We start from the raw sequence: 24,411 nt of genomic DNA on the forward strand, positions 1-24,411 counted from the left end.
GGTGAATCATCCTTTCTTTTATTCTTCGTAAAACTCTGCGTTTTCTCCCCACTCTTCCTTCACTTCGACGCCCTGTTCTTCAGCGGCTTTTTTATTGATTGTCAGTGCTAATGATTTTGGAAGTTCAACAGGGATTTCAGAAGCTTTCTTGTTGCCTGATAAAATATCAGCAGCCATCAAGCCTGACTGATAACCAATGTCATAGTAGTTAAATCCACTTGCTGCGACAGCACCGCGTTTCATCGAATCAAGCTCGCCAACAAATAATGGAATCTTTTTGCCATTCGCTACTGAAATAACTGATTCAAGAGCAGAAACTACTGTGTTGTCAGTTGGTACATAAATAGCATCAACACGTCCGACAAGTGACTCTGCCGCTTGCTTAACTTCTGCAGATGTCGAGATTGAAGCTTCAACAACCTTCGCACCATTCGCCTCCGCAAGCTTCTTGACTTCCTTCAACTGGACTTCCGAGTTCTGTTCACCAGCGTTGTAGATTACGCCTATCTTCTTGGCACCAATTTCGTTCGTCATAAAGTCAATGGTCTTTTTGGTAGCATCCGGATGGTTGTCGGTCGTACCAGTGATATTGTCGCCAGGCTTATCGAATGCCTCAACAAGTCCCGCACCTACAGGGTCTGTCACCGAAGTAAAGATGATCGGGATGTCTTTTGTTGCATTAAGTGCCGCAACAGCACTTGGTGTGGCGTTAGCAAAGATCAGGTCGACCTTGTCACCGACAAAATTGTTCGCAATACTTGCCGTATTATTCATATCAGCCTGCGCGTTCTGGAAATCAAATTTTATATTGTCACCCTCTTTGAAGCCTTTGTCCTCGAGAGCTTTCTTGAAGCCTTCAGTTGCGGCATCAAGAGATGGATGCTCCGCAAACTGGGTCAAGCCAATCTTGTACTGCTTTTTGTCAGCTGAACCATTTGATGCTTCTTTTCCTCCGCATCCTGCCAATAGCAATGCACTGGCCAGGACAAGAGAAATAACTTTTACTGATTTTTTCATAAAAAATCCCCCTTGTTTATTTATAAACCGGCATTAAAACTATGTAGATTAAATTTGCAAGCAGCCGGAACGCAACAATTTAAACCTTTCCACTCTCATGTTGGGTATAAAGATTCTGAATTTTTGAAAGCGATTCCAAAAAGTATGATATTCACTATAGACACCGTAAATATAACGTTATATTAACACCAGCCTTAAATTAAAGTCAATAAAATTCGGAAAATTTAGTAAGTTATGATTTCTAATTATTAAACCATCACTTTAGAAAACTATCAAGATGTTTTTTAAAAATAATAAAACTTTTTCGCTTTTATGCACGAAAGCACGAGTAAAACTCTGTCTTTATAATCTTCTATTGTTTTTTTCTTTTAAAATCCCCTGAAATTGAAACCGATTTAAAAAACAATAATATAAAAAAGCATGCTCCGATTTGAAGCATGCTTCGTAAAATTCATAAGAAGAGTTCAGCAAGTCTCAGCCGATCCTTCGCTTCTTTTACCATTCGATCCAGTAATTCCTGGACAGTCGGGATATCAGAAACCAGTCCAGACACCTGGCCTCCATTCATAAATCCGTTTTCTTCGCTTCCTTCCAGCGCCCCTTTTTTATGTAGATCTTCAGTCGTCAGTTCGGCGAACTCTTCTGCACTAATCCCCTGCTTTTCCGCTTCCAGCAGTTTGCCTGCATAAGAAGTATTCAGCAGCCTGCGGATTCTCCCGACAGACCTGCCGACTATAACTGTTTCATGGTCGTTTGCCTGCAAAAGCTTTTGCTTATAGTTTTGATGGAACGGAGCTTCCTTTGTAGCGATGAACCTCGTTCCCATCTGCACCCCGCTTGCACCTAATGCCAGCATGGCTGCTAGACCCTTACCGTCCCCAATTCCGCCTGCCGCAACAACCGGTATGTTTACCCGGGCGACAATCTGAGGAATCAGAGCCAATGTTGTCGTTTCCAGGGTTGAGTTTATTCCGGCAGCTTCATATCCCTCTGCCACTAAAATATCAGCACCTGCAGCTTCGGCTTTTTTAGCTTGCTTTACAGATGCTACCACATTAATAATCTTGATTCCAGCCTCTTTTAGCTTAGGGATGAAAGGCGCAGGATTACCGGCTGATAATGTTACTACTTGAACCTTATGTTTGACTGCCATGCGCAATATTTCCACCACATTGGGCGAAACACTTAAGGCAACATTCACCGAAAAAGGCTTTGTTGTCCTGGATTTTGTTTCAAGAATAATTTGCTCCACTTCTTTAGCATGCATCGTTCCGGCACCTATTGTGCCCAGACCGCCTGCTTCGGATACAGCCGCTGTTAAAATAGCATTGCTGATGTTCCCCATTCCACCCTGGATGATTGGATATTTTATGCCCAGAACAGAAGTAATTCCATTCACAAAAATTCCCCCTTCGTTAAATTGATGTTATACTAGTTCTAAAATTATGACAATTGAAAAGGGGGATTTTTCATTGATTCTAAGTTATTTAGAGAAAAAACCGGTCGTTGATGAAACAGTTTTCCAGGCACCTGGAAGCTACATCATAGGTGACGTCAAAATTGGCAAAAATTCCAGCGTGTGGTTCAATGCAGTTTTACGTGCGGATGAAGATACAATCACTATAGGCGACTGCTGCAGCATCCAGGATAACGTCACATGCCATTTGTATGAAGCTCGCCGCTTGTCATTGAAGATGAAGTCACGGTCGGCCACAATGCAATCCTTCATGGGTGCACCATCAAGAAACGATGCATTATCGGCATGGGCTCGACTATCCTTGATGGAGCAGAAATTGGTGAAGAATGCATCATCGGTGCCAATACTTTGATTCCAGCGGGCAAAAAAATACCTCCGCGATCTCTTGTTGTCGGAGCACCTGGAAAAGTCGTAAGGGAAATCGGCGAGAAGGATTTGGATCTAATTCAATTATCGATCGATACATATGTTCAAAAGGGAAAGGAATACCGGGAAACTTTGAAAGATATCACCTAAATCAAAGGGCCAGGCAGTCGCCTGGCCCTTTGATTTATTTAGGGCTTCACTATTATACCCATTTAACTATGTCATCCAATGGTCTTCTTGTCTTTTGATTTGGTTCTTTTACACGATAGCCGAACGCACACATGACGGAAATTCCGAAATGGCCATCTTCCAGCAATCCCTCATCCGCAAGAAGTTTGTTCATTTTTTCAAAATTGAAGCCCTCGATCGGACATGAATCAATTCCAATTTGCGCTGCCGCCGTCATCATATTGCCCAGGACGATGTAAGTTTGCCTGCAGGCCCAATCAAATAGCCGGCGATCATCGTCGAGCAGTTTAAAATCAGACTTCTGGAATTCCTCAATTCGCTTGAGGTAATTCGCCATGAATTCCTCAGGCATTTTCTTCTTATTTCTAAAATGATCCAGCAAATATTCAGAGTCATATTTAGTATCAACTTTTGTCCTCGCAAGGATAATCACAAAGTGGCTTGCTTCGGGAAGCTTGCCAAATGCTCCCCACGCGGTATTCTTAACTTTCTCGCGAAGCTCTTCGCTCTGGACAACAAGAAAGCGCCATGGTTCAAAACCAAAAGAACTTGGTGATAACTGGCCCGTCTCCAGAATAAAACGGAAGTCTTCCTCTGGAATCTTTTTGCTTGGATCAAATTCCTTGGTCGCATGCCTAAAATGGAAAGCGTCAAGAATCTCCTGCTTCAAAGTCTCTTTGTCTCGCATATGTATCTCTCCTTCTAAGTATTGTTTTTTTAAACTTATCATATTTCTTTTAAAATTGCCTACAAAAAAGGATACGCCTCAACCACTCTTCCTTTTCTCCCTTTAGTCGTTTCAGCCTGAGATAATGAATTCAGGATTGCTTCCTCGGTTGCTTCTGCTGCTGCAGTGAAGAGCTCGTTCATTATCGGATGAGATCATCCCTAATCTGGCTCCTTGAGTGGACAAGGCGTCAAACCTGTCTGAACATCGCGCTTCTTTTGACAGCTTTTCCTCTGTTAGAATTAAACCTGTCCGAACATAGGACTCATCATATAAAATTAAGTTGCCCAACACTAATTCCTACTAGGCCAGCACCTATCTCTCATAGGATTATGCAAGAAAGCCATCCAGGACTAACAAGGATGGCTTGATTACTATTCTAAAATATACGGATGATTCATTACGTTATAGTCCACGTCTTTATGCCTGATTTCATTTCCTTCTTTAAAAACGGATTCAAAGAAGCGGGATGCTGGTTCTGCGAGTTCTTTATAGTATTCGCTGAATAATGCGGCTGCATGACTTCCCAGCCATTTTTCAGGCAATAGTTCTTCAGGAAGGCCTGGGTCAAAGAAAAGGAACTTCCTGTATTCATGCACTAATTTCGTGCGCTCAACGAAGCATTCTGCATCAGACATGCTGCCCTTTTGAATCTTGTTTTTATCAATGATGTATTTCTGGCTGTATTCACTAATAAAATACTGATATTTTGCGTTAATCTCGCCAAGGTTCCAGCTTTTCTCCACGAGCCGCTGATTTTCATGAGGACCTTTGTATTCCGCAACAAAGAAATCGACATATTCTTCGATTTCATATTTCTCGATCAGGTCCCTTACCTGTCCCTCGAGATTATTGGCTGAAATCCAGAAACTGTTCGACATTGATCCGAAGCCGCTCCAGATCAGTTCCTTGCGAAGCTCGTCCCGAACATTACGGATTTCCTCGGGAATCGTATACATCAGGATTCTCCACTTTCCGTCCCAATCTTCGGGTTTCAATTTAAAAATACGCTTGCCTGCCTCATCAATCCTTTTCTGGCCGCGGGGCGTGAGAGAATAATAGCTCTTATTCCCGATTTTCTCAGCCTGGACCCAGCCCTGCTTGTTCATGCGCGAAATTGCCGCTCTAACCGACTGGTCATTGTGGCCAAACTCATTCAGCAGCCGAATCAGGCTGCCAATCCAAATCTTGCTTCCATAATGGGAGATATAGTCACCATATAAGGTAAAAATCATTGATCTTGTATTCAAGCTTATGTCATCCTCATCCGTTTTTGTTGTACGTAATAAAACCGTTACAGAATATTTTACAGTATAATCATTATTTTGCAAAAACTTTTTCTTAAAAAGCGAAAAAAACCATAGGGATTTCTCCCTATGGATATTTATTGCGCGGTAAATACAGGCTTACGTTTTTCACTGAATGCGTTCAACGCTTCTACGCGATCTTTTGTAGGAATGGTAACCTCATAAGCTTTGGATTCAATTGCCAGCCCTGTCTGGAGGTCTGTGCTGCTGCCATGCTGGATGGCATACTTAGCCTGTCTTACGGCAATCGGCGCATTTTGGAGGATTTCCTCGGCAAGCTCCTTGCAGGCAGTCATGACATCTTCTTTAGGTTTAACAGCTGTTAGAATACCAAGCTCAAAAGCCTTCTCGGCAGAAATCTTCCTTGCTGTAAAAATCAATTCCTTCGCCTTCATTTCACCAACCAGCCTTGATAGACGCTGTGTTCCGCCTGCACCTGGAATGATGCCCCAGCTTACCTCTGTCATGCCCATTAATGCGCTGTCTGCTGCAATTTTAAAGTCACAGGCAAGCATCAGTCAAACCCGCCGCCAAACGCGAATCCGTTTACAGCAGCAATCGTCGGCTGCGGCAATTCGGCAATTACACTGAAAACATCGCGAATCTTTTTCACATTGCGGCGAACTTCTTCCTCAGTAAGATGCTTCCTTTCTTTCAGATCCGCACCTGCACTGAAAGCTTTCTCTCCTGCTCCGGTAAAAATGACGACTCTCACGTCTGAATCTGTATGCAACTTGTCAACAAGCGCCCCAAGCTCCTGAAGTGTTTCAAAATTGAAGCAGTTCAGCGACTCCGGACGGTCAATCGTCACATATGCGATGTGCTGCTCTTTCTGGAATTTAATGTTGTTCATTTATCTCTCTCCTATATTCTCGATAATCGTGGCGATTCCCTGCCCGACACCTACACACATGGTCGCAAGTCCATACTTGGAATCCCGCTTTTTCATTTCGTATAAAAGGGTTGTCAAAATCCTCGCGCCGCTTGCCCCAAGCGGGTGTCCAAATGCGATCGCTCCACCATTGACATTCACCTTCGCCTGATCCAGTCCCAGCTCCTGGATGCAACCTAATGATTGGGCTGCGAACGCCTCATTCAATTCAATCAAGTCCATATCATCAACAGAGAGGTTTGAACGCTTCAGAGCCTTTTGAACAGCATATACAGGCCCCATGCCCATTATGGATGGTTCCAGGCCCGCTGTTGCCGACACAATATATTTCGCCAGCGGTTTCAACCCAAGTTCCTCCGCTTTTTCACGGCTCATCAGGAGCAGTGCGGATGCACCATCATTCACACCCGATGCATTCCCTGCTGTAACAGTGCCATCCTTGAACAAAGGCTTCAATTTTGCCAGCTTTTCGACTGTAGTGCCTGGGCGTGGATGTTCGTCACAATCAATCACTGTCTTATTACCCTTTTTATCTTCATAAACAACTGGAACGATTTCATTTTCAAAGCGCCCAGCCTCCATCGCTTTTTGAGCGCGGAGCTGGCTTTCTGCAGCAAATTCGTCCTGGGCTTCCCTGGAGATGCCATACTTTTTCGCTACGTTCTCTGCTGTTTCAGGCATGCTGTCCGTACCGTACATTTCCTTCAGCTTGATGTTCACAAAACGCCAGCCAATGGTTGTGTCGAACATTTCCATATTGCCGCGCGGGAATTCAGCATTGGGCTTAGCCATCACAAATGGCGCCCTCGTCATGCTTTCCGTTCCTCCCGCGATAAAGATATCTCCTTCACCTGCTAATATCGCTCTTGCCGCATAGTTGACGGCATCGAGACCGGAGCCGCATAAACGGTTGATTGTTGTACCGGCAACCTCGACCGGCAGTCCAGCCAACAGGCCTGACATCCTTGCGACGTTTCGATTATCTTCACCTGCCTGGTTCGCATTACCCATAACTACTTCTTCAATTTCAGCTGCAGGCATGTCTGGATTGCGTTCTACCAATGCCTTGATGACAACGGCACCCAGATCATCCGGGCGGATTTGGCGGAGGCTGCCATTATATCTACCAATCGGTGTCCTGACTGCATCGACAATTACAACTTCTTTCATGGTCATCCTCCTTTATTTAGTGGTAACTGACTCTCGGTAATCGTACACACCGCGCCCAGTCTTCCTGCCGAGGCGGCCTGCTTTTACATATTGTTCAAGCAATGGTGCAGGGCGGTATTTTTCACCAAGCTTTTCATGCAGGTACTTCAAGTTATTCAATCGTGTATCCAGCCCAACAAGGTCGCCCAATTCGAACGGGCCCATTGGGTAATTCAATCCAAGCTTGATGGCTTTGTCGATATCTTCAGGCGATCCCAATCCTTCCTGCAGCATGTAAAATGCCTCATTGCCAACAAGTGCACTGATTCGGCTGGTGACAAACCCCGGAAATTCGTTGACGATAACGGTTTCCTTGCCCATCTCGATTGCGGCCACCTTGATTGCTTCAGCAGTTTCATCGCTTGTTTCCAGGCCGCGGATGATTTCAACGAGCGGCATTTTGTGGACAGGATTGAAGAAGTGCATGGCAATGACCTTCTCAGGACGCTTGGTAAAAGAGGCGATTTCAGTAGGACTCATTGTCGATGTATTGGACGCAAACAGGCAATGTTCTGGTGCATGCTGGTCAATCACTTCAAAAATCGTTTTCTTGATATCTATTTTTTCCGGAACTGCTTCGATGACAAGGTCAGCATCCTTTACATTCTCTGCAAGGAAATTTGAGTAATTGAGTCTTGCTTTCGCAGATTCTGCATCCTCTTGCATGATTTTGCCTCTCGCAATCCCTTTTTCAAAAATGCTGTTGATTTCTTGTTCGGCATTTTGCAGTTGTTTTTCATCAACATCAATCAAAACGGTATCAAAACCGCCCAGGCAGCCGACGTAGGCAATCCCTCTGCCCATGACGCCTGAACCGATTACGACGAGTTTCTTCATTATTTATTCCTCCTATTAAAAAACTGAAAGGCGAGCACCCGAATCGAGGAGTGCTCGCCTCTTTTTTATACGTTAAACGGGTTGAGCGGGCGGCTGCCGTAATAAGAGACGATACTCTTAGTTTCTGTATATAAATCTAGTGTTTCGATGCTGAGTTCACGGCCGAATCCGGATTGCTTGTATCCTCCGAATGGTGTGCCCGGGAATGCCCGAGAATGGGCAGTTGATCATGACAATTCCTGCCTGGATCAGCTTGGAAACCCTTGTCGCACGTCCGTAGTCCTTCGTCCAGATAGCAGATCCCAGTCCATATTCACTGTCATTAGCAAGTTGGACAGCTTGTTTTTCATCCTTGAACTTCATGACCACAACAACAGGTCCGAAGATTTCTTCTTTAACAGCCTTCATGCTGTGGTCTGTTTCAGCGATGATGGTAGCTCATACCAGTAGCCATTTTCATAGCCTTCAAGATTAGCGGCCTTTCCGCCTGTTAAAACTTGTGCTCCATCAGCAACAGCGGATTTTACATATCCATCGATGACATCCATTTGGTCCTGGCTAATGACAGCGCCGACATGAGTTTCCTTTTCAAATGGATTTCCAAGCTTAAGCTGCTTTGTTTTCGCCACGAATTTTTCCATGAACTCATCATATACATCCTCATGGACATACAAACGAGAGCGTGCTTCGCATGATTGACCTGTATTGTAGAAGATTCCGAATAGAGAGCCTGCTACTGCAGCATCAACATCCGCATCTTCAAAGACGATACTCGGTGACTTTCCGCCAAGTTCAAGAGTCACGCGCTTTAGTGTTTGGGAAGCTCTTGCCATGATATCCTTGCCGATCGGCGTTGAGCCAGTGAACGCAACTTTATCTACTTTTTCATGTTCAACTAGGTAGTTTCCGACAACCGAACCAGATCCCGGAATGACGTTCACAACACCTTCTGGAACGCCAGCTTCGATACAGATTTCACCCAGAACGATTGCCGATAAAGGTGTCAATGATGCTGGTTTTACAACAACTGAGCAGCCTACTGCAATTGCCGGAGCGATCTTCCATGCTGCCATCATCATTGGATAATTCCAAGGAATGATCTGGCACATACGCCGACAGGCTCTTTTTCAGTGATATTCTGGAATGCACCAGGCATGCTGTTCACAGCTCCGCGGTGACTGACAATCGCACCTGCATAAAATTCAAAATCCTCGATTGCCTGCATCACCTGTCCCTGGGCTGCAGCAAGAGATTTTCCTGTATCAAGAATCTCCAATTCTACTAGCTCATTGAAACGGGAGCGCATGATAGAGGCGATCTTATTCAGTGTGCGGGAACGCTTGCTCACAGGGAAATTGCGCCACTTCCCAAAATCGAACGCATTTCTTGCCGCATGTACCGCAAGCTCCGCGTCTTCTTTGGAAGCCTTCGCCACAGTTGCAACTTCCTGGCCTGTCGCCGGATTGTAGACTTTGTACGTTTCACCATTGACACTGTCCTGGCGAACTCCATTGATGATTAACTGATATGTCTCGCGTTTTACTGCCATTGCTTCGAATTTTTGCTCTTTAACTGTTGTCACGCGTAACATCTCCTTTTAGTAGATTAATTGATCGTATTTATTCACCCTTAAAACCGGTTTCTTTTTTCCATGAATGCCTGGACGCCTTCCTTATGGTCGGCAGTCTGCCCGGCAATGCGCTGGCTCTGGGCATCCCTCTCGAGATAGTCTTCGAGATTTGAATGCCAGCTGGCTTTCAGGTTCCTTTTGATCAGCCCAATTGCCTTTGTTGGCATATTGGCAAGTCTCTCTGCAAATGCAGCGACACTATCATTCCAGTTATCCATTGAGTAAACTTCAGTAATAATACCAAGATCCTTTGCCTTTTCTGCTGGAATTTTTTCTCCAAATACCGCAAGCTCCATCGCTTTCGCGTGGCCAATTAGCCGAGGAAGATAATACAGATTGCCGGCATCCGGCACAAGACCGACATGGATAAATGCTTCTACAAAGCTTGCTTTTTCAGAGGCAATCCGGAAATCACAGGCGAGCGCAAGGCTCATACCAGCTCCGGCTGCCACCCCATTTACAGCAGCTATCACAGGTTTCTCGCAACGGTCAAGTTCGAGCAGCATCGGATTATACCGCTTGCGAAGCACCTCGCCATGATCCATTTCATCCGTAACCCCTGCCAAGTCCTCACCTGAACAAAATGCCCGGCCTGCACCCGTGATGACCAGTGCTCTTACTCCTTTGTCGCGGGAAGCAGACTTGATTGCACTCTGGATTTCCTTATTCAGCTGCTCTGTGAAGGCATTCAATTTATCAGGGCGGTTCAGGGTAATGTAGGCTACCTGATTCCGCACTTCATATAAAACGGTTTCAAACACAGCTATGTACCCCCTTATTTCCCTTTAAAATCCGGCTTCCGTTTCTCCTTGAAAGCCTCATGCCTTCCTTTTGGTCTTCTGTCGCAAAAAGCATGTAGAAATTTTTGCGTTCATATTGCATTCCTTCATATAAAGAATAATCAACAGCTTTTAAAATCGATTCCTTGATCAGCCTTGCTGCGATTGGAGCCTGATTCGCGATTGTGTCCGCAAATTTCAGCGTTTCCTCCATCAGTACTTCCTCGGGAAAAGTCGAATTGATGATTCCATGGTGCAATGCTTCTTTTGCAGAAATCCGTTTGCCGCTGAGGATCCATTCCATCGCCTTTGTTTTGCCGACGAGCTTTGTCAGCCTTTGCGTACCGCCTGCTCCGGGCATGACACCAAGATTAACTTCCGGGAACCCAAACTCCGCATTTTCAGCAGCGAACAGCATGTCACAGCATAACGCCAATTCAAAGGCACCGCCTAGTGCAAATCCATGCACAGCCCCGATGACCGGCTTTTTGATCCAGGCAAGCCGGTCCCAGTCAGTGAACTGGTACAACGTTTCCATTGAGACCGCGTCAGCATCCATCATTTCATCGATATCGCTCCCGCCGCGAATGCCCTGCCTTTACCTGTGAGGACGATCACTTTAATGTCAGCGTCCTGGTCAAATGCTTCCATAGCCGAAAGCACCTCAGAAACCATTTGCCTGTTCAGGGCATTCAAGACCTTCGGACGATTCAGCTCGATTAATCCGACTTGGCCTTTTACAGACGTTTCTATCATTTCATAATGTTTATTCATTCACTTCTTCACCGATCATCATCGTGACCAGATCACCCGCAAAGCTCATAACATCCTTTCCAGATGCCTTGCCTTCTGCAGATTTCATCCCGGCTTTTAATGCTCATGGTCGTCATAGTACATTTCGCACATTAAATAATATTTGCCTTCTCCACCCATTGGGCTGCCGACGATGCGTGTCACTTCCATTTTGCGAAGGCCAGGAATTTTTGCTGTCAATGGAGCATGTGTTTCAAAATAATGCTTGTCAAATGCCTCTTTGTTTTGTGGATGCTTGTAAATCGCGATTAGTTTTACCATTAAAGATCTCTCCCTTTTCATCTGAAATTTTTATAGACCAAACTGAATATATGCTTTGCTTCTTGCAGCTATTAATCAATTGATTTGACAACATGGAATCTTTTTTTCGACTTTGCTGTCACATCAAAGTTGACACTGGTTTCATTGCCTCGAATGGGTTTTTGCACGACTTGCAGTATAGAATGCTGCGACAAGCCGTCGGTCCAAAGAGGTTCTCCATCGTCGTATAGGTGGAGCCGCAGTAAGGGCAATCAGCCTGCCACTCGCCTGTTTCAGCAATATGCCTTGGCGGCGGGGCGATGCCGAATTCCTTTAGCTTTTCCCTGCCCAAATCTGTAACCCGATCGGATGTCCATGGCGGATGGAAGATGAATTTCACATCCACTTTTTCAACTCCATCAATGGATGATACCGCTTTGACAACATTGTTTTTGATGATATCCAGCGCAGGGCACCCCATGAAGGTCGGCAATAACTTTATCAAAATTGTATCTGCTTCGATTTCTAGTTTCTCTAGCATTCCCAGTTCAATAATCGATACACTGTCGATTTCAGGGTCCTTGACGGCTTGCAAGGCTTCGATGATTTTATCTCTCATCATCACCAGCTCGCTGCCGGATCGGAGTTATAAACCTCGCCTATTGTATCAAGAGCAGTCTGCAAATCTGATGTATGCTCTCCATTTCGCCCATTTCCGCTCTCCATTCCGAATGTATCCGGCATCTTGAGGTCCAGAGATTCAAAAACAGGTGACATCATTTGCATCCATCTCGTTCTCAAAGCTTCCTCTGAATCTATCAAATTGTGCTTTGAGAACACTTCGCTCTGGGACCCCATGGAGAACAATCCTTCAAGTTCAGCAAAAACCATCTCCATCGCGGTTTCCATCCTGGTCCTCGCTTCTCCACCTGCACTCACAAGCTGGGAGAACCACGTCTTCCAGTGCAACAGATGATAGTAAAGTTCCATATTGATCTTTACTGCAGTTTCACTCAAAGGCTGGTATGATGAATTCTTGATAGATTCCATTTTTACTTTCTTGGCCTGGGCGTAAAAATAATTCCTCACAACCGCGAATGCCCAGTCATAATGCGGCTCAGTCAAATACGTACCCGGACCGTTCACTTTTTCTAGTAAAATCGCATTCTTTCGTTCTGCTGCTGGCCTGGCATGCGCAAGATGATCCGGATCACCAGCACCCAGGTCGCTTAGAAGCTGATAGAACATGGCCGCGTGGCCCATTGTATCCTGGCTGATTGAGGAAAAAGCGACATCCTCTTCAATATGAGGAGCTAGTCCAAGCCACTCAGAACCACGGTAGGCGATCATGAAATCATCATCACCAAGCTGGAACAGGAGCTCAACTGCAGCGTCGCGAAGGGCTTCATTTTTCAACGCATCTTCAAGTTCATATTTCATTTCTCCTGCTTCCCTCCCCATGACAATATCTCTTTTTCATCTAACATTTCCTGCTCATAGTGGCGCCATTTTTTTTTAAATATCCATAGCCTTTTGTATTGCGGTAATCCTTATTATCGAGCCTTTGTAATGTTAGCCGCTCATCAAAGGACATTTTCCTGATATCGTCACGCTTTACGACCCAAATATCGGCAACCGGTTCTCGTCTCATGAAATTTTCCTGTGCCATCACAAGGGCCAGCTCATGGTTCGGCGCCAGCAATGAGAACTGGTACTGCATAGGTGAAGTCGCAGTCCGCTTGCTGAACACTTCAAATTCCTGATAAAATCCATTCCCAGACATGATTTTTTCTCCTTTCCTGTGGTATTCTGTGACAGCTGTCCCCTGAAGCCTATGCTTTAACGCTCAGTGCATCGATGACCCACTTGTTATTACTGCAGGAAATCTCTCTTAGCCTTAAACGGTCCTTTGATTTAGGGCCATTATTCTTGATGATTTGCTTGAACTTGCTCCAATCTGGCTGCTTGTATTGCCACATGCCTGATTCCTGGTCAAAATGCATCGTTTCATCCGGCAGCTTCAGACCTAACGACAAGACCCTCGGAATGTATTTTGTAAAAAAGTCCTGGCGGAGCTCCTCGTTCGTTTTCGTTCTGATTCTGTATTTGATTGTTGTATCCTGTTTGGAAGTGCCAGTTGTAGACGCATCCGCAGGTCCAAAGAACATAAGAAGCGCTTCCCACCAGCGGTCTAACGAATCCTGGATCATCGCTTTCTGCTCGTCTGTTCCTTCAGCGAGCGCCATGATGATCGCCTCGCCATGCTGGGCGTGGAAAACCTCCTCCGCACAGATTCGCTTCAACGCTCTTGCGTATGGTCCATAAGAAGCATCCAGCATATTCGTCTGGGATATTATGGCGGCACCATCGACAAGCCAGCCAATCAATCCAGCATCTCCCCATGTTTTTGCTTCCATATGGAAGACATTGTGGAATTTCAAGTCGCCGGATAGTAAATCCTGAATGATATTCTCGCGCGATTTTCCGAGCGGCTTCATTAAATCCTCGGCCACCCGTAACAACAGCTGGCCATGGCCCATTTCATCCTGCACCTTCGCCATGATTCCCAACTTTCTTTTTAAAGATGGAGCCTTAGGCACCCATTCCTTTTCTGGTAGTGCGCCCATAATTTCACTGATTCCATGCATTGAAATAAGTTTGATCAGCGTCATTCGATAGTCATCCGGCATCCAGTCTTCTGCTTCGATTTTATCGCCAGCTTCTATTCGCTTCATGAAGTGCTCGTATTTAGCCTCTTCGCTCAGCTGCTCGAAGGAAATTGTGTTTTCCATGCTGTTTTACCTCCTTAGGTTTAAGTTCCAATTGGTTCCTTTGTTTTATCAACAATTCTGACCGCCTTGCCTTCAGAGCGTGGGATTGTTTTTGGACGATGCACACGAACCTCCATTGAGATCAGACACTGGCTCTTTAACAGTGCTTGAATTCCCTGCTCCAGCTGGTAAACAGAGTCTGAAATCGGATTCGCCCCGATCATCGTGAAATATTCCTCATTCATCTCAACATGCAGCTCAAGAACCTTTAACGTACGCTTTTGTAAAATCTGAATCTGGTAATGCGGGGCAAGTCAGGTACTGCCAGCAAGCAATGTTCAATCTGTGATGGAAACACATTGACACCATTGATGATCAGCATGTCATCGATTCGCCCTTTGACTCGGGACATTCTCACCGTTGTCCGTCCGCAGCTGCATTTTTCCTTCGTCAGGGAAGCGATATCCCCCGTCAGGTAGCGAATGACCGGAAAGGCTTCCTTAGTAAGGCTGGTGAAAACCAGTTCCCCCTCTTCGCCCTGTGGAACAGGTTTTAACGTTTCAGGATCAATTACTTCAACATAGAAATGATCCTCGGCAACATGGAGCCCGGCCTGTGCTTGATGGCATTCACTTGCGACACCAGGCCCGATCACTTCGCTCAGCCCGTAAATATCGCATGCCTTGATGCCCAGCTTTTCCTCGAGCGTCTTCCTCATTTCTTCGGACCAAGGCTCAGCCCCGAAAATACCGTACTTCAATGAAGTATTGCGAGGGTCCTTACCCATTTCCTCCATTGTTTCAGCGATATTCAAAATGTAAGAAGGAGTTCCGCATATGACTTGCGGCTTAAAATCTTCAATTAACATAATTTGTCTCTGGGTATTCCCTCCGGAAACCGGTACTGTGACCATCCCTAGCTGTTCACTTCCGTAATGCAGTCCCAAACCACCGGTAAAAAGTCCATAACCATAAGCATTATGAAGGAAGTTTCCAGGTTCACCTCCACCTAGAACAATAGCCCTGGCGACAATCTCTGCCCACATTTCAATATCCTTTTGTGTGTAGCCAACCACCGTCGGCTTGCCGCTCGTTCCTGATGAGGCGTGTATCCTGACCAATTCACTTTGCGGAACAGCGAACAATCCGAATGGATAGTGGTTACGCAAATCCTGCTTCTCTGTAAAAGGAAGCGCTTCCAAATCTTTAAGACTATTTAGCATTTCAGGAGAAAAATTGGCGCTCTCAAACTTTTCCTTGTAAAACGGCACCTTTTGAGCGACCTTCTCAACTACTGTCTTGAGTCTTTGGAGTTGAATTTCTTCTATGGATTCACGACTACTCGTTTCGATTTCATGTAAAATCAAGACTCCGCCCCCTGTATTACATAAAATTTTATTTGTATAACGTTATATTTCCGTAACACAATAAATATGTTATATATTTTAAAACAAAGATAACGTGTATATAGGAAAAAGTCAATTATTTTTCAGAAAATTTTAATATTTGATGATGATTTTTCTAGTTTGGATGGTAAAAATATTTATTGTGGTTTTTTCGTAGTGATTATGGGGAAAACCGCAGTTATTAATGTGAATTTCATAGTGATAGTGACCAAAAGCGTAGTGATTAAGCATAAAAACTTAGTGACACTTGATCATTTCGTTGTGATAATGCAATCTTTCGCAGTGATTGTAGAATGAGGCAGGATGAATAAAATTTAATTAAAATTTTTTCCTACTTTTACTCTTTACATCTAAAAAAGGCCTCTTGATAGCAATCAAGAGGCCTTTTCTTTCCTATTAATACATGCTCATATACTGTTCGCGCTCCCATGGGTGAACCTGGGTGCGGAACATATCCCATTCAATCTCTTTTGCTTCGATGAAGTGTTCGAGGATATGGTCGCCAAGAGCTGAGCTGATTACTTCGTTCTTTTTCAGCTGGTCCAGGGCCGCTGCCAATGTTGGTGGCAGATCATCGATTCCTTCTTCAACACGCTCTTCCTTGTTCATCACGTAGATGTTGCGGTCTACTGATGCAGGAGGAGTCAATTTGTTCTTGATTCCGTCAAGACCTGCTGCAAGCAATACCGCCATAGCAAGGTATGGATTTGCTGCAGGGTCAACGCTGCGGACTTCAACACGTGTGCTCATGCCGCGTGATGCAGGGATACGGATCAATGGTGAACGGTTCTTTGCAGACCATGCAACGTAGCAAGGTGCTTCATAGCCAGGTACTAGACGCTTATAAGAGTTTACAGTCGGGTTTGTTACAGCTGTAAATCCAGATGCGTGCTTAAGCGTTCCAGCGATGAACTGGTACGCAGTTTCGCTTAGCTCAAGTCTCTTATCGGATGGATCATAGAATGAGTTCTCGCCGTTGCGGAACAATGACATGTTGCAGTGCATTCCTGAGCCGTTAACACCGAACAAAGGCTTCGGCATGAATGTAGCGTGCAAGCCATGCTTACGTGCAATAGTTTTTACAACAAGCTTGAAAGTCTGGATTTGGTCACAAGCTGTCAATGCATCTGCATATTTAAAGTCGATTTCGTGCTGTCCAGGAGCAACCTCATGGTGTGATGCTTCGATTTCAAAGCCCATTTCTTCCAGCTCTAGTACGATATCGCGGCGGCAGTTTTCACCAAGGTCTGTTGGCGCGAGGTCGAAATATCCGCCATTGTCATTCAATTCAAGTGTAGGCTCACCATTCACATCCAGCTTGAAGAGGAAGAATTCCGGTTCTGGTCCAAGATTGAAGTTTGTGAAGCCAAGCTCTTCCATTTCCTTCAGAATACGCTTCAGATTGCCGCGAGGGTCGCCAGCAAATGGTGTGCCATCAGCATTTTTAATATCACAGATCAAACGTGCAACCTTACCCTTTTCAGCTGTCCAAGGGAATACTACCCATGTGTCCAAATCAGGGATCAGATACATATCAGATTCTTCGATTCGAACGAATCCTTCAATTGAAGAGCCGTCAAACATCATTTTATTATCAAGCGCTTTTTCAAGCTGGCTGATTGGAATTTCAACGTTCTTTATTGTTCCTAAAATGTCTGTGAACTGCAAACGAATGAATTTTACATTTTCTTCTTTTGATAAGCGGATAATGTCTTCTCTTGTGAACGTCTTAGCCATTGTTAAAGTTCCTCCTAGAATTTTAATGAAAGATAGTTCGGGTTACTAATGGAAAAATCTCGACATGTCACCGTGATTGCCAGATCGGTTAAAGCGTCCTGCCTGCTGTAGTTCCTTGCGAAGCAATTTCCGCAAATCCGCATCAGATAGCTCACGTCTCGTTTTTTCAGCTTGTTTTTTCTCAGCTGCACTAATGGCTGACTGTTGTTTAACATTAAAAATTTGCTTAATGCCTGCCATGTTGACTCCCTGGTCGATTAAATCTTTAATCTCAAGAAGCTTGTCAATATCGTTTAAGGAGAAGAGTCGTTTATTGCCCTCTGTTCTTGCCGGAGAAATCAATTCATGCTCTTCATAGTAACGAATTTGCCTTGCAGTTAAATCTGTAAGCTGCATGACAATTCCGATGCTAAAGAGCGGCATATTCCGGCGAATTTCACTTCCGCCCATTTTGATTTCTCCTCCTTCCCTTTTAAGATAATCTCATTATATTCAATGTAAGGAATAATGTCAATTATATGTTAGATTATCTGACATGAAAAATCATAAAAAAAGAACAGGACTTACGTAGCAAGCGTCCTGTTGTATATTTACCTATTTTAGTAGAATTAAACCTTTTTCAATTAAAGAATCGATTGCAATGCAAACAGCCATCTTCACATGGGAATAGGTTAACCCGCCCTGAACATAGGCGACATAAGGCGGTCTGATCGGTCCATCAGCAGTTAATTCAATACTTGCTCCCTGGATGAATGTACCAGCAGCCATAATCACATCATCCTCATATCCCGGCATATAAGCAGGATGTGCCGTTACATGAGAATTGATTGGCGAAGCATATTGAATTGCCTGGCAAAAAGCAACCATCTTATCCCGGCCGTCGAATTGGACTGCCTGGATTAGATCCGTTCGTTCTGCATTCCATTTAGGCGAAGAATTCATTCCCAAACGATCCAGCATTGCAGCTGTGAAAACTGCACCCTTCAAGGCCTGTGCGACAATGTGCGGCGCAATGAAGAATCCCTGATACATTTCCTGCAATGAATATAATGAAGCGCCTGCCTCTGCCCCGATTCCTGGGGAAGTCATCCGGTAAGAACATGACTCTACATATTCCTCCTTGCCTACGATGTACCCGCCTGTCTTGGCAATACCGCCGCCAGGATTTTTAATCAAAGAGCCAGCCATCAGATCAGCGCCCACATGGCAGGGTTCCTGTTCCTCAACAAATTCGCCATAACAGTTATCAACAAACACAATGACATCTGATTTTATTTCTTTTACAAACTTAACCATTTCACCGATTTGCTCAACAGTGAATGATGGTCGCGTCGCATAACCTTTTGAACGCTGGATTCCGATCATTTTTGTTTCAGGCTTGATCGCTTTTTCGACGGCACTCCAATCGATTTCTCCCTTTCCCGTAAGGTCGACCGTATTATAGGAGATTCCAAACTCCTTCAATGAACCATTCCCGGTACCGCGTATACCAACGATCTCTTCAAGCGTGTCATAAGGTTTTCCAGTGATGTATAAAAGCTCGTCGCCAGGTCGAAGAATCCCAAATAGCGAGATGGAAATCGCATGAGTTCCCGAGATGATTTGCGGGCGAACCAGTCCGGCTTCAGCTCCAAACACCTCTGCGTATATTTTTTCAAGTGTTTCCCTGCCAGCATCGTCGTATCCATAGCCAGTGGTCGGGATGAAATGAGAATCACTCACCCGATGTTTCTGGAAACTCTGCAATACTCTGAACTGGTTTGAATCAATCCGTTCATCAATTTTCTTGTGTACTCCGGCAATCTGCTGCTCAATTTCTGTGACAAGCGGCTGCAGCATTTGCCCGTTCTTTAATTGTGTAAACATGGTGCTCTCCTATCTTTTGAAAAAAATCAATTTATACTGAAAATCGTTTCAGTTGGCCGGTAATTTGATGGTCTGCCAAAGAGAACCCTTTGCAGACATAACCTTGTTTTTCTTCATCAAAAGCTAGCTCACGAAGAATGGTCTCATTTTTCAATTGTGCCAGCAGTTTCCCCTCATCGGACGGCACCAGGACATGGAACGGCTCCATCATTCCGATAATTGACTGTTCGATTTTTAAAAGAAGATTTCTCCGGTCTTCCTCACTGAACGCGCTTATGAACGCTGTTTCATTTTTAGCGTTGGGCACAAAATCCTGGTGTGCGATATCCCGTTTATTATAAACGGTAATCTGCGGGATTTGGTGGACTTCAAGGTCCTCCAGCAATTTATTGACAGTATGTTCATGTGAAAAGTAATCTTCATTTGACATATCCACTACATGCAGAAGCAAGTCCGCCTCCCGGACCTCCTCCAGTGTCGAGCGGAAAGCAGCGATCAATGTTGTCGGCAAGTCCTGGATGAATCCGACTGTATCTGTAAGGAGAGCCGTGAAGGCGCTAGGTAAAATCGCTTTCCTTGTCATTGGATCAAGCGTAGCGAATAACTGATTTTCTTCAAATGACTCAGCTTCTGTCAACCGGTTGAACAGCGTCGATTTTCCTGCATTTGTGTATCCGACCAGCGCAATCTGGAACGTCTTGTTCTTCTTCCGGCGTTCCCGGTAGCGGTCACGGTGCTGAACGATTACTGACAACTGGGTTTTAATATCGTCAATTCGTTTCCGGATATGACGGCGGTCTGACTCCAGCTTTGTTTCACCAGGCCCTCTTGTTCCGATTCCGGCGCCAAGACGTGACATCTCAATCCCTTTTCCGCCAAGTCGAGGCAGCAGGTACTGCAGCTGAGCAAGCTCAACCTGGAGCTTGCCTTCTTTGGACCTGGCCCTTTGAGCGAAAATATCGAGAATCAGCTGGGTACGATCAATAACCCGCGCCTTTAAGCCTGCAGAAAGATTGCGGTTTTGGCTTGGCGATAGTTCATCATTGAAGATAATTAAGTCCGGCTCGAGCTCCTCCTCAAGAGCTTGAAGCTCTTCCACCTTTCCTTTGCCAATGTATGTAGCAGGATGAACCTTTGGCCGTTTTTGGATAACCTGCATCAGGACATTTCCTTTAGCCGTTTCCGTAAGTGATTCAAGTTCTTCCATCGAATATTGAAAACGAAGATCTTCTTCAATCGTCTGGCAGCCAACAAGAATCACTTTCTCAAATACGTTTTCCTGTTCCAAATAACACCCTTCTTTCCATATATATAGCTAAAGATATCATACCAAAATAAAGCACCAAACAAAAATTTTGAAAGTTGGGGGAAAAGTGGTTGTAAATTGAAATAAACATGATAAAATCAATATGTTTTCATTTAACTATATTAGTATTCAGGCATCATTTTAACAAGAGGAGAAAAACATGATGACATGGGAAGTGCTCAGCATGATTGGGACAGTAGCATTCGCGATCAGCGGTGCATTTATTGCAATGGAAGAGGAATATGATATCTTCGGAGTTTATATATTAGGAATCGTTACAGCCTTTGGCGGCGGGGCAATCCGCAACCTTTTAATCGGCCTACCAGTCTCAGCTTTATGGGAACAAGGCATGTTCTTTAATCTGGCCTTGATGTCAATCACCATCGTTTTCTTGTTTCCTGGCAATCTATTAAAACACTGGCAGCGATGGGGCAACTTTTTCGATGCCATCGGGCTTGCTGCCTTCGCGATCCAGGGAGCGATCTACGCTACAAATATGGGCCATCCAATAAGCGCAGTCATCGTTGCAGCTGTGTTAACAGGAAGCGGCGGCGGAATAATCCGTGATCTGCTTGCCGGCAGAAAGCCATTAGTATTGAAGGCGGAAATCTATGCAGTGTGGGCTGTTCTTGCCGGACTTGTCATCGGCCTTGGAATGGCTAATAAAGCTGTCGAACTCTATGGACTATTCGCCGTCATCACTGCACTCCGCGTAATGTCTTATACCTACAAATGGCATCTGCCAGTCCGTAAGCTTGGAGTACATTAAAAACAGAGCTGATTCATCATGAATCAGCTCTGTTTTTTATGATTATATATCTTTCTCCCCATCTGACCGATGGCGTAATGGATGCCATGCTGAAGAGTCTGGAAGCAATCGAATTTCGATAGGTTGATATTCGATTGGGTAATTTCGATCCCAAGAGTAGATGAAATCCCAACCAGTATTGTTTTCGTGCCGATTAGCCTTGCTGCTGATCCGATTTTCTCAATCAGACTTACCGCATGTGGTCCGATTTCCTGGTCCATGCCTGTCAAATCGAGAACGAGATAGCTGGCTTTATAGGATGGCAGCCGATTCAGCGTATTTACAATCAGCTGGTCTGCCCTGTCTTCCTCATATTTTCCAATCAGGGGAACGACGACAATTCCCTCGAGAACCGGGATGATTGGAGAGGAAAGCTTATTGACCAGCTCCTTTAATTCTGCTGTTTTTTCTTCAACCAGGCCTTCGAGTTTCCTGATTTGTTCTGATTCTTTCTTCCGTGCCAGCTGGTGGATATTATCAGCGATTGTGACATCAGAGGGGAAGTATTCAATCACACTGTGTTCATGCCCTTCTAACTGATGCTGTTTGATTTTATACCAGATATTTGTTCTGAACAGTCCCGTGAAAACTCCGGCGTAATGCGCGGGCAGAAAACTCCCCCCTTTTTTCTTCCCCTGGGCGACATTTACTTTATGCTCCCAGCTATCCTTCATGAAAGCTGTAAATGTTTTCGTTTCGAAGTCCAAATCCTTTATAATCGTCAACCCCCAGCCAGCGGTTGCATATGTATTGGTAATCATGTCAGCAGCTTCGGCTACGCTGACTTCTTTCATTTTTTCAAAATATTGGCCAACGACGAGTCCCTGGCGAAATCCAGTCGATTCAAATACGAGGTTTGAGGCCTCTTCTCCAGAAATCTCCTCAATCGTATCGAAAAAAGTTTTCATGGCTGATGATATCCAAAAAAGCACTGCGTCCTCGCCCTCGAACGTGAACTTGCCGGATTTTACATCCCAGCCGAAATCGTAACCTGCAATATCGTAATTATACTCATGCCCCATTAATAATTAGCTCCTTTTTTATCTATATAAATGGTTAAGCTTCCTTTTTACAATAATGATTAGTTTTGCCAAAAAACATTTAAGGAAACCCCAATCTTTTACCCCTTATTGTTCCTTTTCAAACCAAACCCGAAAAAAACATACAAGATAAAACCTTCACCCACCGAAAGACTTTAGTGATTACCAGACTCAGTATGTTAAATCCGGGTGAGAGTCACATCAATAACGGATGAGAACAAAGCTCTTATGAATGGATTTTTATTTTACGAAAATAAATAAGGATTCCAGTTTTACTGGAATCCTCAAGAACTATTTTAAGAATGACATGATTGAATTAGGGTCGAAACCTAATACCCAGTTTCCGTTTACGTTTGATTGCGGCACACCCATTTGTCCAGTTGCATTGACCAGCCTTTGTGCTGCGATTGGATCTTGCTGTACATTCACTTCTCTATATGCGATTCCTTTATCGTCGAGGAAGTTCTTCAGCATGGTGCAGTAAGGACAAGTGTTTGTAGTGTAGACTGTAATATCGTTCATTATAAATTCCCCCTGTAGCTATTTTAAATACCTTAAGGGTATATTATCAAACCCAAAAATAATGTCAACAAAGCTGCTGACATTATCTCCCCTTGTTATCATCTGAAAAAACGAGGTCAATACTGCGGAGAGTCATAAGTTCATGTCGGTCGTATTGATTTTGCATTAACAACCGCATTGCCTGTGCCCGAATAGATTTCTCAATCACGTTACGAACATAGCGCCCATTCGAAAATGCGGCGGCACCAAGCGTCGATCTAACATTAACAAGGTGCTCCCGCAACTTCCGTTCTGCCTCGTGGCTCAGACTATATTCCCTCTCCTTCAGCATTCGCTGCCCGATTTCCATAAGCTGGTCTATTGAATAATCGGGAAAATCAATGACGAGCGGAAACCTTGAATGAAGCCCTGGATTCAGAGTCAGGAAAAATTCCATTTCCCTCGAATACCCTGCAAGGATTAAAATAAATTCATGCTGCTTATCCTCCATGTGTTTAACCAGGGTATCAATCGCTTCCTTGCCGAAATCCTTTTCTCCCCACGGCCGAGGGAATAAGCTTCATCAATGAACAGGATGCCTCCCATTGCTTTTTTTATCAAATCCCGCGTTTTTTGCGCGGTATGCCCAATATATTCACCAACAAGATCAGCTCTCTCTGCTTCGATTAAATGCCCTTTTGACAGGACATTCATTTTGAGGAAGAGCTTCCCGATAATCCTGGCGACTGTTGTCTTCCCGGTTCCGGGATTCCCCTTGAACATCATATGCAAAGCCTGTTTTCCAGCCTTGAGCCCCATTTCTTCCCTTTTCTTATTCACATAGATCCAGGCATAAATCTCTTTGATCATCCTTTTCATTTCTTCCATGCCCACAAGTGCGCCGAGCTCTTCCTCAATTTCTTTTAAAGCTGTGTGCTCCTGCGGGATTGACTTTGGAACCAGCTGCGATTCTGGCAATTCCTTTGTCAACGTCTTCCTCTGCTGAGCGTTCAAAACAATGCTGATTTGACCGTTGTTCTTCTTTCGAAGCGGTTGGTCCAAAGATATCACCTCTCATTCCAGAAACAGTATACGCATTCTTGCTGTATTTGTGATATTCACCTACAACACCATTCATGTTAAATACGAAGGACTTTAAGTTTAACGGGAATCCTCCCCGCACAATATTGGACTGGATTAAGTTCGACAAACTACAGCATCATTTATTTACTTTTGTCACAATATGCGCTTTCCCAAGAAATAAACTTCTATATTTATATGTATTCAAGGAAGCGGAAATTCATTTTTAAAATATACAATTATAGTTTAAAAGCAAAAGAACAATGGTTGAAATCGTCCCATTATAATATTGTTAGTTCACTCATAAGGGTGCATTTAGCTTCGAAATGGGTTGGTCTTCATTCATAAGGGTATAATCCTTTTCCACTTTTCAACAGTATGCTTGTGAAATTTTTAAAGTACAGAAAGCGCAAG

General features: G+C 44.4%; 17 protein-coding genes and 9 pseudogenes. 2 read left to right on the top strand and 24 right to left on the bottom strand.

Annotated elements, in window-relative coordinates:
• Window positions 1-18: 18 nt before the first annotated feature.
• Entirely contained in the window at window positions 19-1,017 is a 999-nt protein-coding gene (locus JCM21738_RS04740) for an ABC transporter substrate-binding protein (protein WP_023614761.1), read from the bottom strand.
• 451 nt (window positions 1,018-1,468) lie between these two features.
• The gene (locus tag JCM21738_RS04745; protein ID WP_023614762.1) at window positions 1,469-2,416 is read right to left on the bottom strand and encodes an NAD(P)H-dependent flavin oxidoreductase; all 948 of its coding nucleotides are present in this window, start codon (window positions 2,414-2,416) and stop codon (window positions 1,469-1,471) included.
• Between the two features lie 46 nt (window positions 2,417-2,462).
• Between JCM21738_RS04745 and JCM21738_RS04750 the strand changes: the two are divergent.
• Window positions 2,463-3,010, top strand: a pseudogene (locus JCM21738_RS04750) (gamma carbonic anhydrase family protein).
• Window positions 3,011-3,062: 52 nt separating this feature from the next.
• On the opposite strand, the gene JCM21738_RS04755 reads toward JCM21738_RS04750, so the two are convergent.
• From JCM21738_RS04755 to hflX, 19 genes and pseudogenes are all read right to left on the bottom strand, one after another.
• Window positions 3,063-3,737, bottom strand: coding sequence for an NAD(P)H-dependent oxidoreductase (locus JCM21738_RS04755; protein ID WP_023614764.1), 675 nt, complete (start codon window positions 3,735-3,737; stop codon window positions 3,063-3,065).
• Window positions 3,738-3,796: 59 nt separating this feature from the next.
• Window positions 3,797-3,951, bottom strand: a pseudogene (locus JCM21738_RS23020) (P1 family peptidase); the annotation flags it as partial.
• A gap of 199 nt (window positions 3,952-4,150) precedes the next feature.
• Complete coding sequence (paaX, locus tag JCM21738_RS04760; protein ID WP_023614766.1) at window positions 4,151-5,026, bottom strand: phenylacetic acid degradation operon negative regulatory protein PaaX; 876 nt, start codon at window positions 5,024-5,026, stop codon at window positions 4,151-4,153.
• A 134-nt stretch (window positions 5,027-5,160) separates the two neighbouring features.
• Window positions 5,161-5,936: pseudogene (locus JCM21738_RS04765) on the bottom strand (enoyl-CoA hydratase-related protein).
• A complete protein-coding gene (gene pcaF / locus JCM21738_RS04770; protein WP_023614768.1) occupies window positions 5,937-7,145 on the bottom strand; it encodes a 3-oxoadipyl-CoA thiolase in 1,209 nt (402 codons plus the stop codon). It lies immediately after the preceding pseudogene.
• A gap of 12 nt (window positions 7,146-7,157) precedes the next feature.
• Window positions 7,158-8,021, bottom strand: coding sequence for a 3-hydroxyacyl-CoA dehydrogenase (locus tag JCM21738_RS04775; RefSeq protein WP_023614769.1), 864 nt, complete (start codon window positions 8,019-8,021; stop codon window positions 7,158-7,160).
• A 65-nt stretch (window positions 8,022-8,086) separates the two neighbouring features.
• Window positions 8,087-9,603 (bottom strand): annotated as a pseudogene (locus JCM21738_RS04780) (aldehyde dehydrogenase family protein).
• Window positions 9,604-9,650: 47 nt separating this feature from the next.
• The gene (locus JCM21738_RS04785; protein ID WP_035208961.1) at window positions 9,651-10,412 is read right to left on the bottom strand and encodes an enoyl-CoA hydratase-related protein; all 762 of its coding nucleotides are present in this window, start codon (window positions 10,410-10,412) and stop codon (window positions 9,651-9,653) included.
• A 14-nt stretch (window positions 10,413-10,426) separates the two neighbouring features.
• Window positions 10,427-11,204 (bottom strand): annotated as a pseudogene (locus JCM21738_RS04790) (enoyl-CoA hydratase-related protein).
• Window positions 11,197-11,504 (bottom strand): annotated as a pseudogene (locus JCM21738_RS04795) (EthD family reductase). The pseudogenes JCM21738_RS04790 and JCM21738_RS04795 overlap by 8 nt, the downstream one beginning before the upstream one ends.
• A 118-nt stretch (window positions 11,505-11,622) precedes the next feature.
• Complete coding sequence (gene paaD, locus JCM21738_RS04800) at window positions 11,623-12,105, bottom strand: 1,2-phenylacetyl-CoA epoxidase subunit PaaD (RefSeq protein WP_023614774.1); 483 nt, start codon at window positions 12,103-12,105, stop codon at window positions 11,623-11,625.
• The gene (gene paaC / locus JCM21738_RS04805) at window positions 12,105-12,923 is read right to left on the bottom strand and encodes a 1,2-phenylacetyl-CoA epoxidase subunit PaaC (RefSeq protein WP_031307864.1); all 819 of its coding nucleotides are present in this window, start codon (window positions 12,921-12,923) and stop codon (window positions 12,105-12,107) included. The genes paaD and paaC overlap by 1 nt, the downstream gene beginning before the upstream one ends.
• Window positions 12,920-13,266 (bottom strand): annotated as a pseudogene (paaB, locus tag JCM21738_RS04810) (1,2-phenylacetyl-CoA epoxidase subunit PaaB). The gene paaC and the pseudogene paaB overlap by 4 nt, the downstream one beginning before the upstream one ends.
• A 49-nt stretch (window positions 13,267-13,315) precedes the next feature.
• Window positions 13,316-14,275 (bottom strand): 1,2-phenylacetyl-CoA epoxidase subunit PaaA, encoded by a 960-nt coding sequence (gene paaA, locus JCM21738_RS04815; RefSeq protein ID WP_023614777.1) that lies wholly within the window; start codon window positions 14,273-14,275, stop codon window positions 13,316-13,318.
• Window positions 14,276-14,295: 20 nt separating this feature from the next.
• Window positions 14,296-15,620: pseudogene (locus tag JCM21738_RS04820) on the bottom strand (phenylacetate--CoA ligase family protein).
• 435 nt (window positions 15,621-16,055) lie between these two features.
• Window positions 16,056-17,396: a type I glutamate--ammonia ligase gene (glnA, locus tag JCM21738_RS04825; RefSeq protein WP_023614779.1), complete on the bottom strand. Its 1,341-nt coding sequence runs from the start codon at window positions 17,394-17,396 to the stop codon at window positions 16,056-16,058.
• A 45-nt stretch (window positions 17,397-17,441) separates the two neighbouring features.
• Complete coding sequence (locus JCM21738_RS04830) at window positions 17,442-17,846, bottom strand: MerR family transcriptional regulator (protein ID WP_023614780.1); 405 nt, start codon at window positions 17,844-17,846, stop codon at window positions 17,442-17,444.
• A 144-nt stretch (window positions 17,847-17,990) separates the two neighbouring features.
• The gene (locus JCM21738_RS04835) at window positions 17,991-19,262 is read right to left on the bottom strand and encodes a methionine gamma-lyase family protein (protein WP_023614781.1); all 1,272 of its coding nucleotides are present in this window, start codon (window positions 19,260-19,262) and stop codon (window positions 17,991-17,993) included.
• 31 nt (window positions 19,263-19,293) lie between these two features.
• Window positions 19,294-20,550: a GTPase HflX gene (gene hflX / locus JCM21738_RS04840; RefSeq protein ID WP_023614782.1), complete on the bottom strand. Its 1,257-nt coding sequence runs from the start codon at window positions 20,548-20,550 to the stop codon at window positions 19,294-19,296.
• A 181-nt stretch (window positions 20,551-20,731) separates the two neighbouring features.
• On the opposite strand from hflX, the gene JCM21738_RS04845 reads away from it, so the two are divergent.
• Complete coding sequence (locus JCM21738_RS04845; RefSeq protein ID WP_023614783.1) at window positions 20,732-21,337, top strand: trimeric intracellular cation channel family protein; 606 nt, start codon at window positions 20,732-20,734, stop codon at window positions 21,335-21,337.
• A gap of 23 nt (window positions 21,338-21,360) precedes the next feature.
• Here the strand turns inward: JCM21738_RS04845 and JCM21738_RS04850 are convergent, their stop codons facing one another.
• The 3 genes and pseudogenes from JCM21738_RS04850 to spoVK all read right to left on the bottom strand — a co-directional run bounded on the left by JCM21738_RS04850 (window position 21,361) and on the right by spoVK (window position 23,979).
• Window positions 21,361-22,398: an STAS domain-containing protein gene (locus tag JCM21738_RS04850; RefSeq protein ID WP_035208965.1), complete on the bottom strand. Its 1,038-nt coding sequence runs from the start codon at window positions 22,396-22,398 to the stop codon at window positions 21,361-21,363.
• A 309-nt stretch (window positions 22,399-22,707) separates the two neighbouring features.
• Window positions 22,708-22,938: a glutaredoxin family protein gene (locus JCM21738_RS04855; RefSeq protein WP_023614785.1), complete on the bottom strand. Its 231-nt coding sequence runs from the start codon at window positions 22,936-22,938 to the stop codon at window positions 22,708-22,710.
• Window positions 22,939-23,020: 82 nt separating this feature from the next.
• Window positions 23,021-23,979 (bottom strand): annotated as a pseudogene (gene spoVK / locus JCM21738_RS04860) (stage V sporulation protein K).
• Window positions 23,980-24,411: the final 432 nt, after the last annotated feature.

Source organism: Mesobacillus boroniphilus JCM 21738 (genome assembly GCF_000517385.1).
In the GTDB taxonomy this organism is placed as follows: Bacteria; Bacillota; Bacilli; order Bacillales; family Cytobacillaceae; genus Mesobacillus; species Mesobacillus boroniphilus.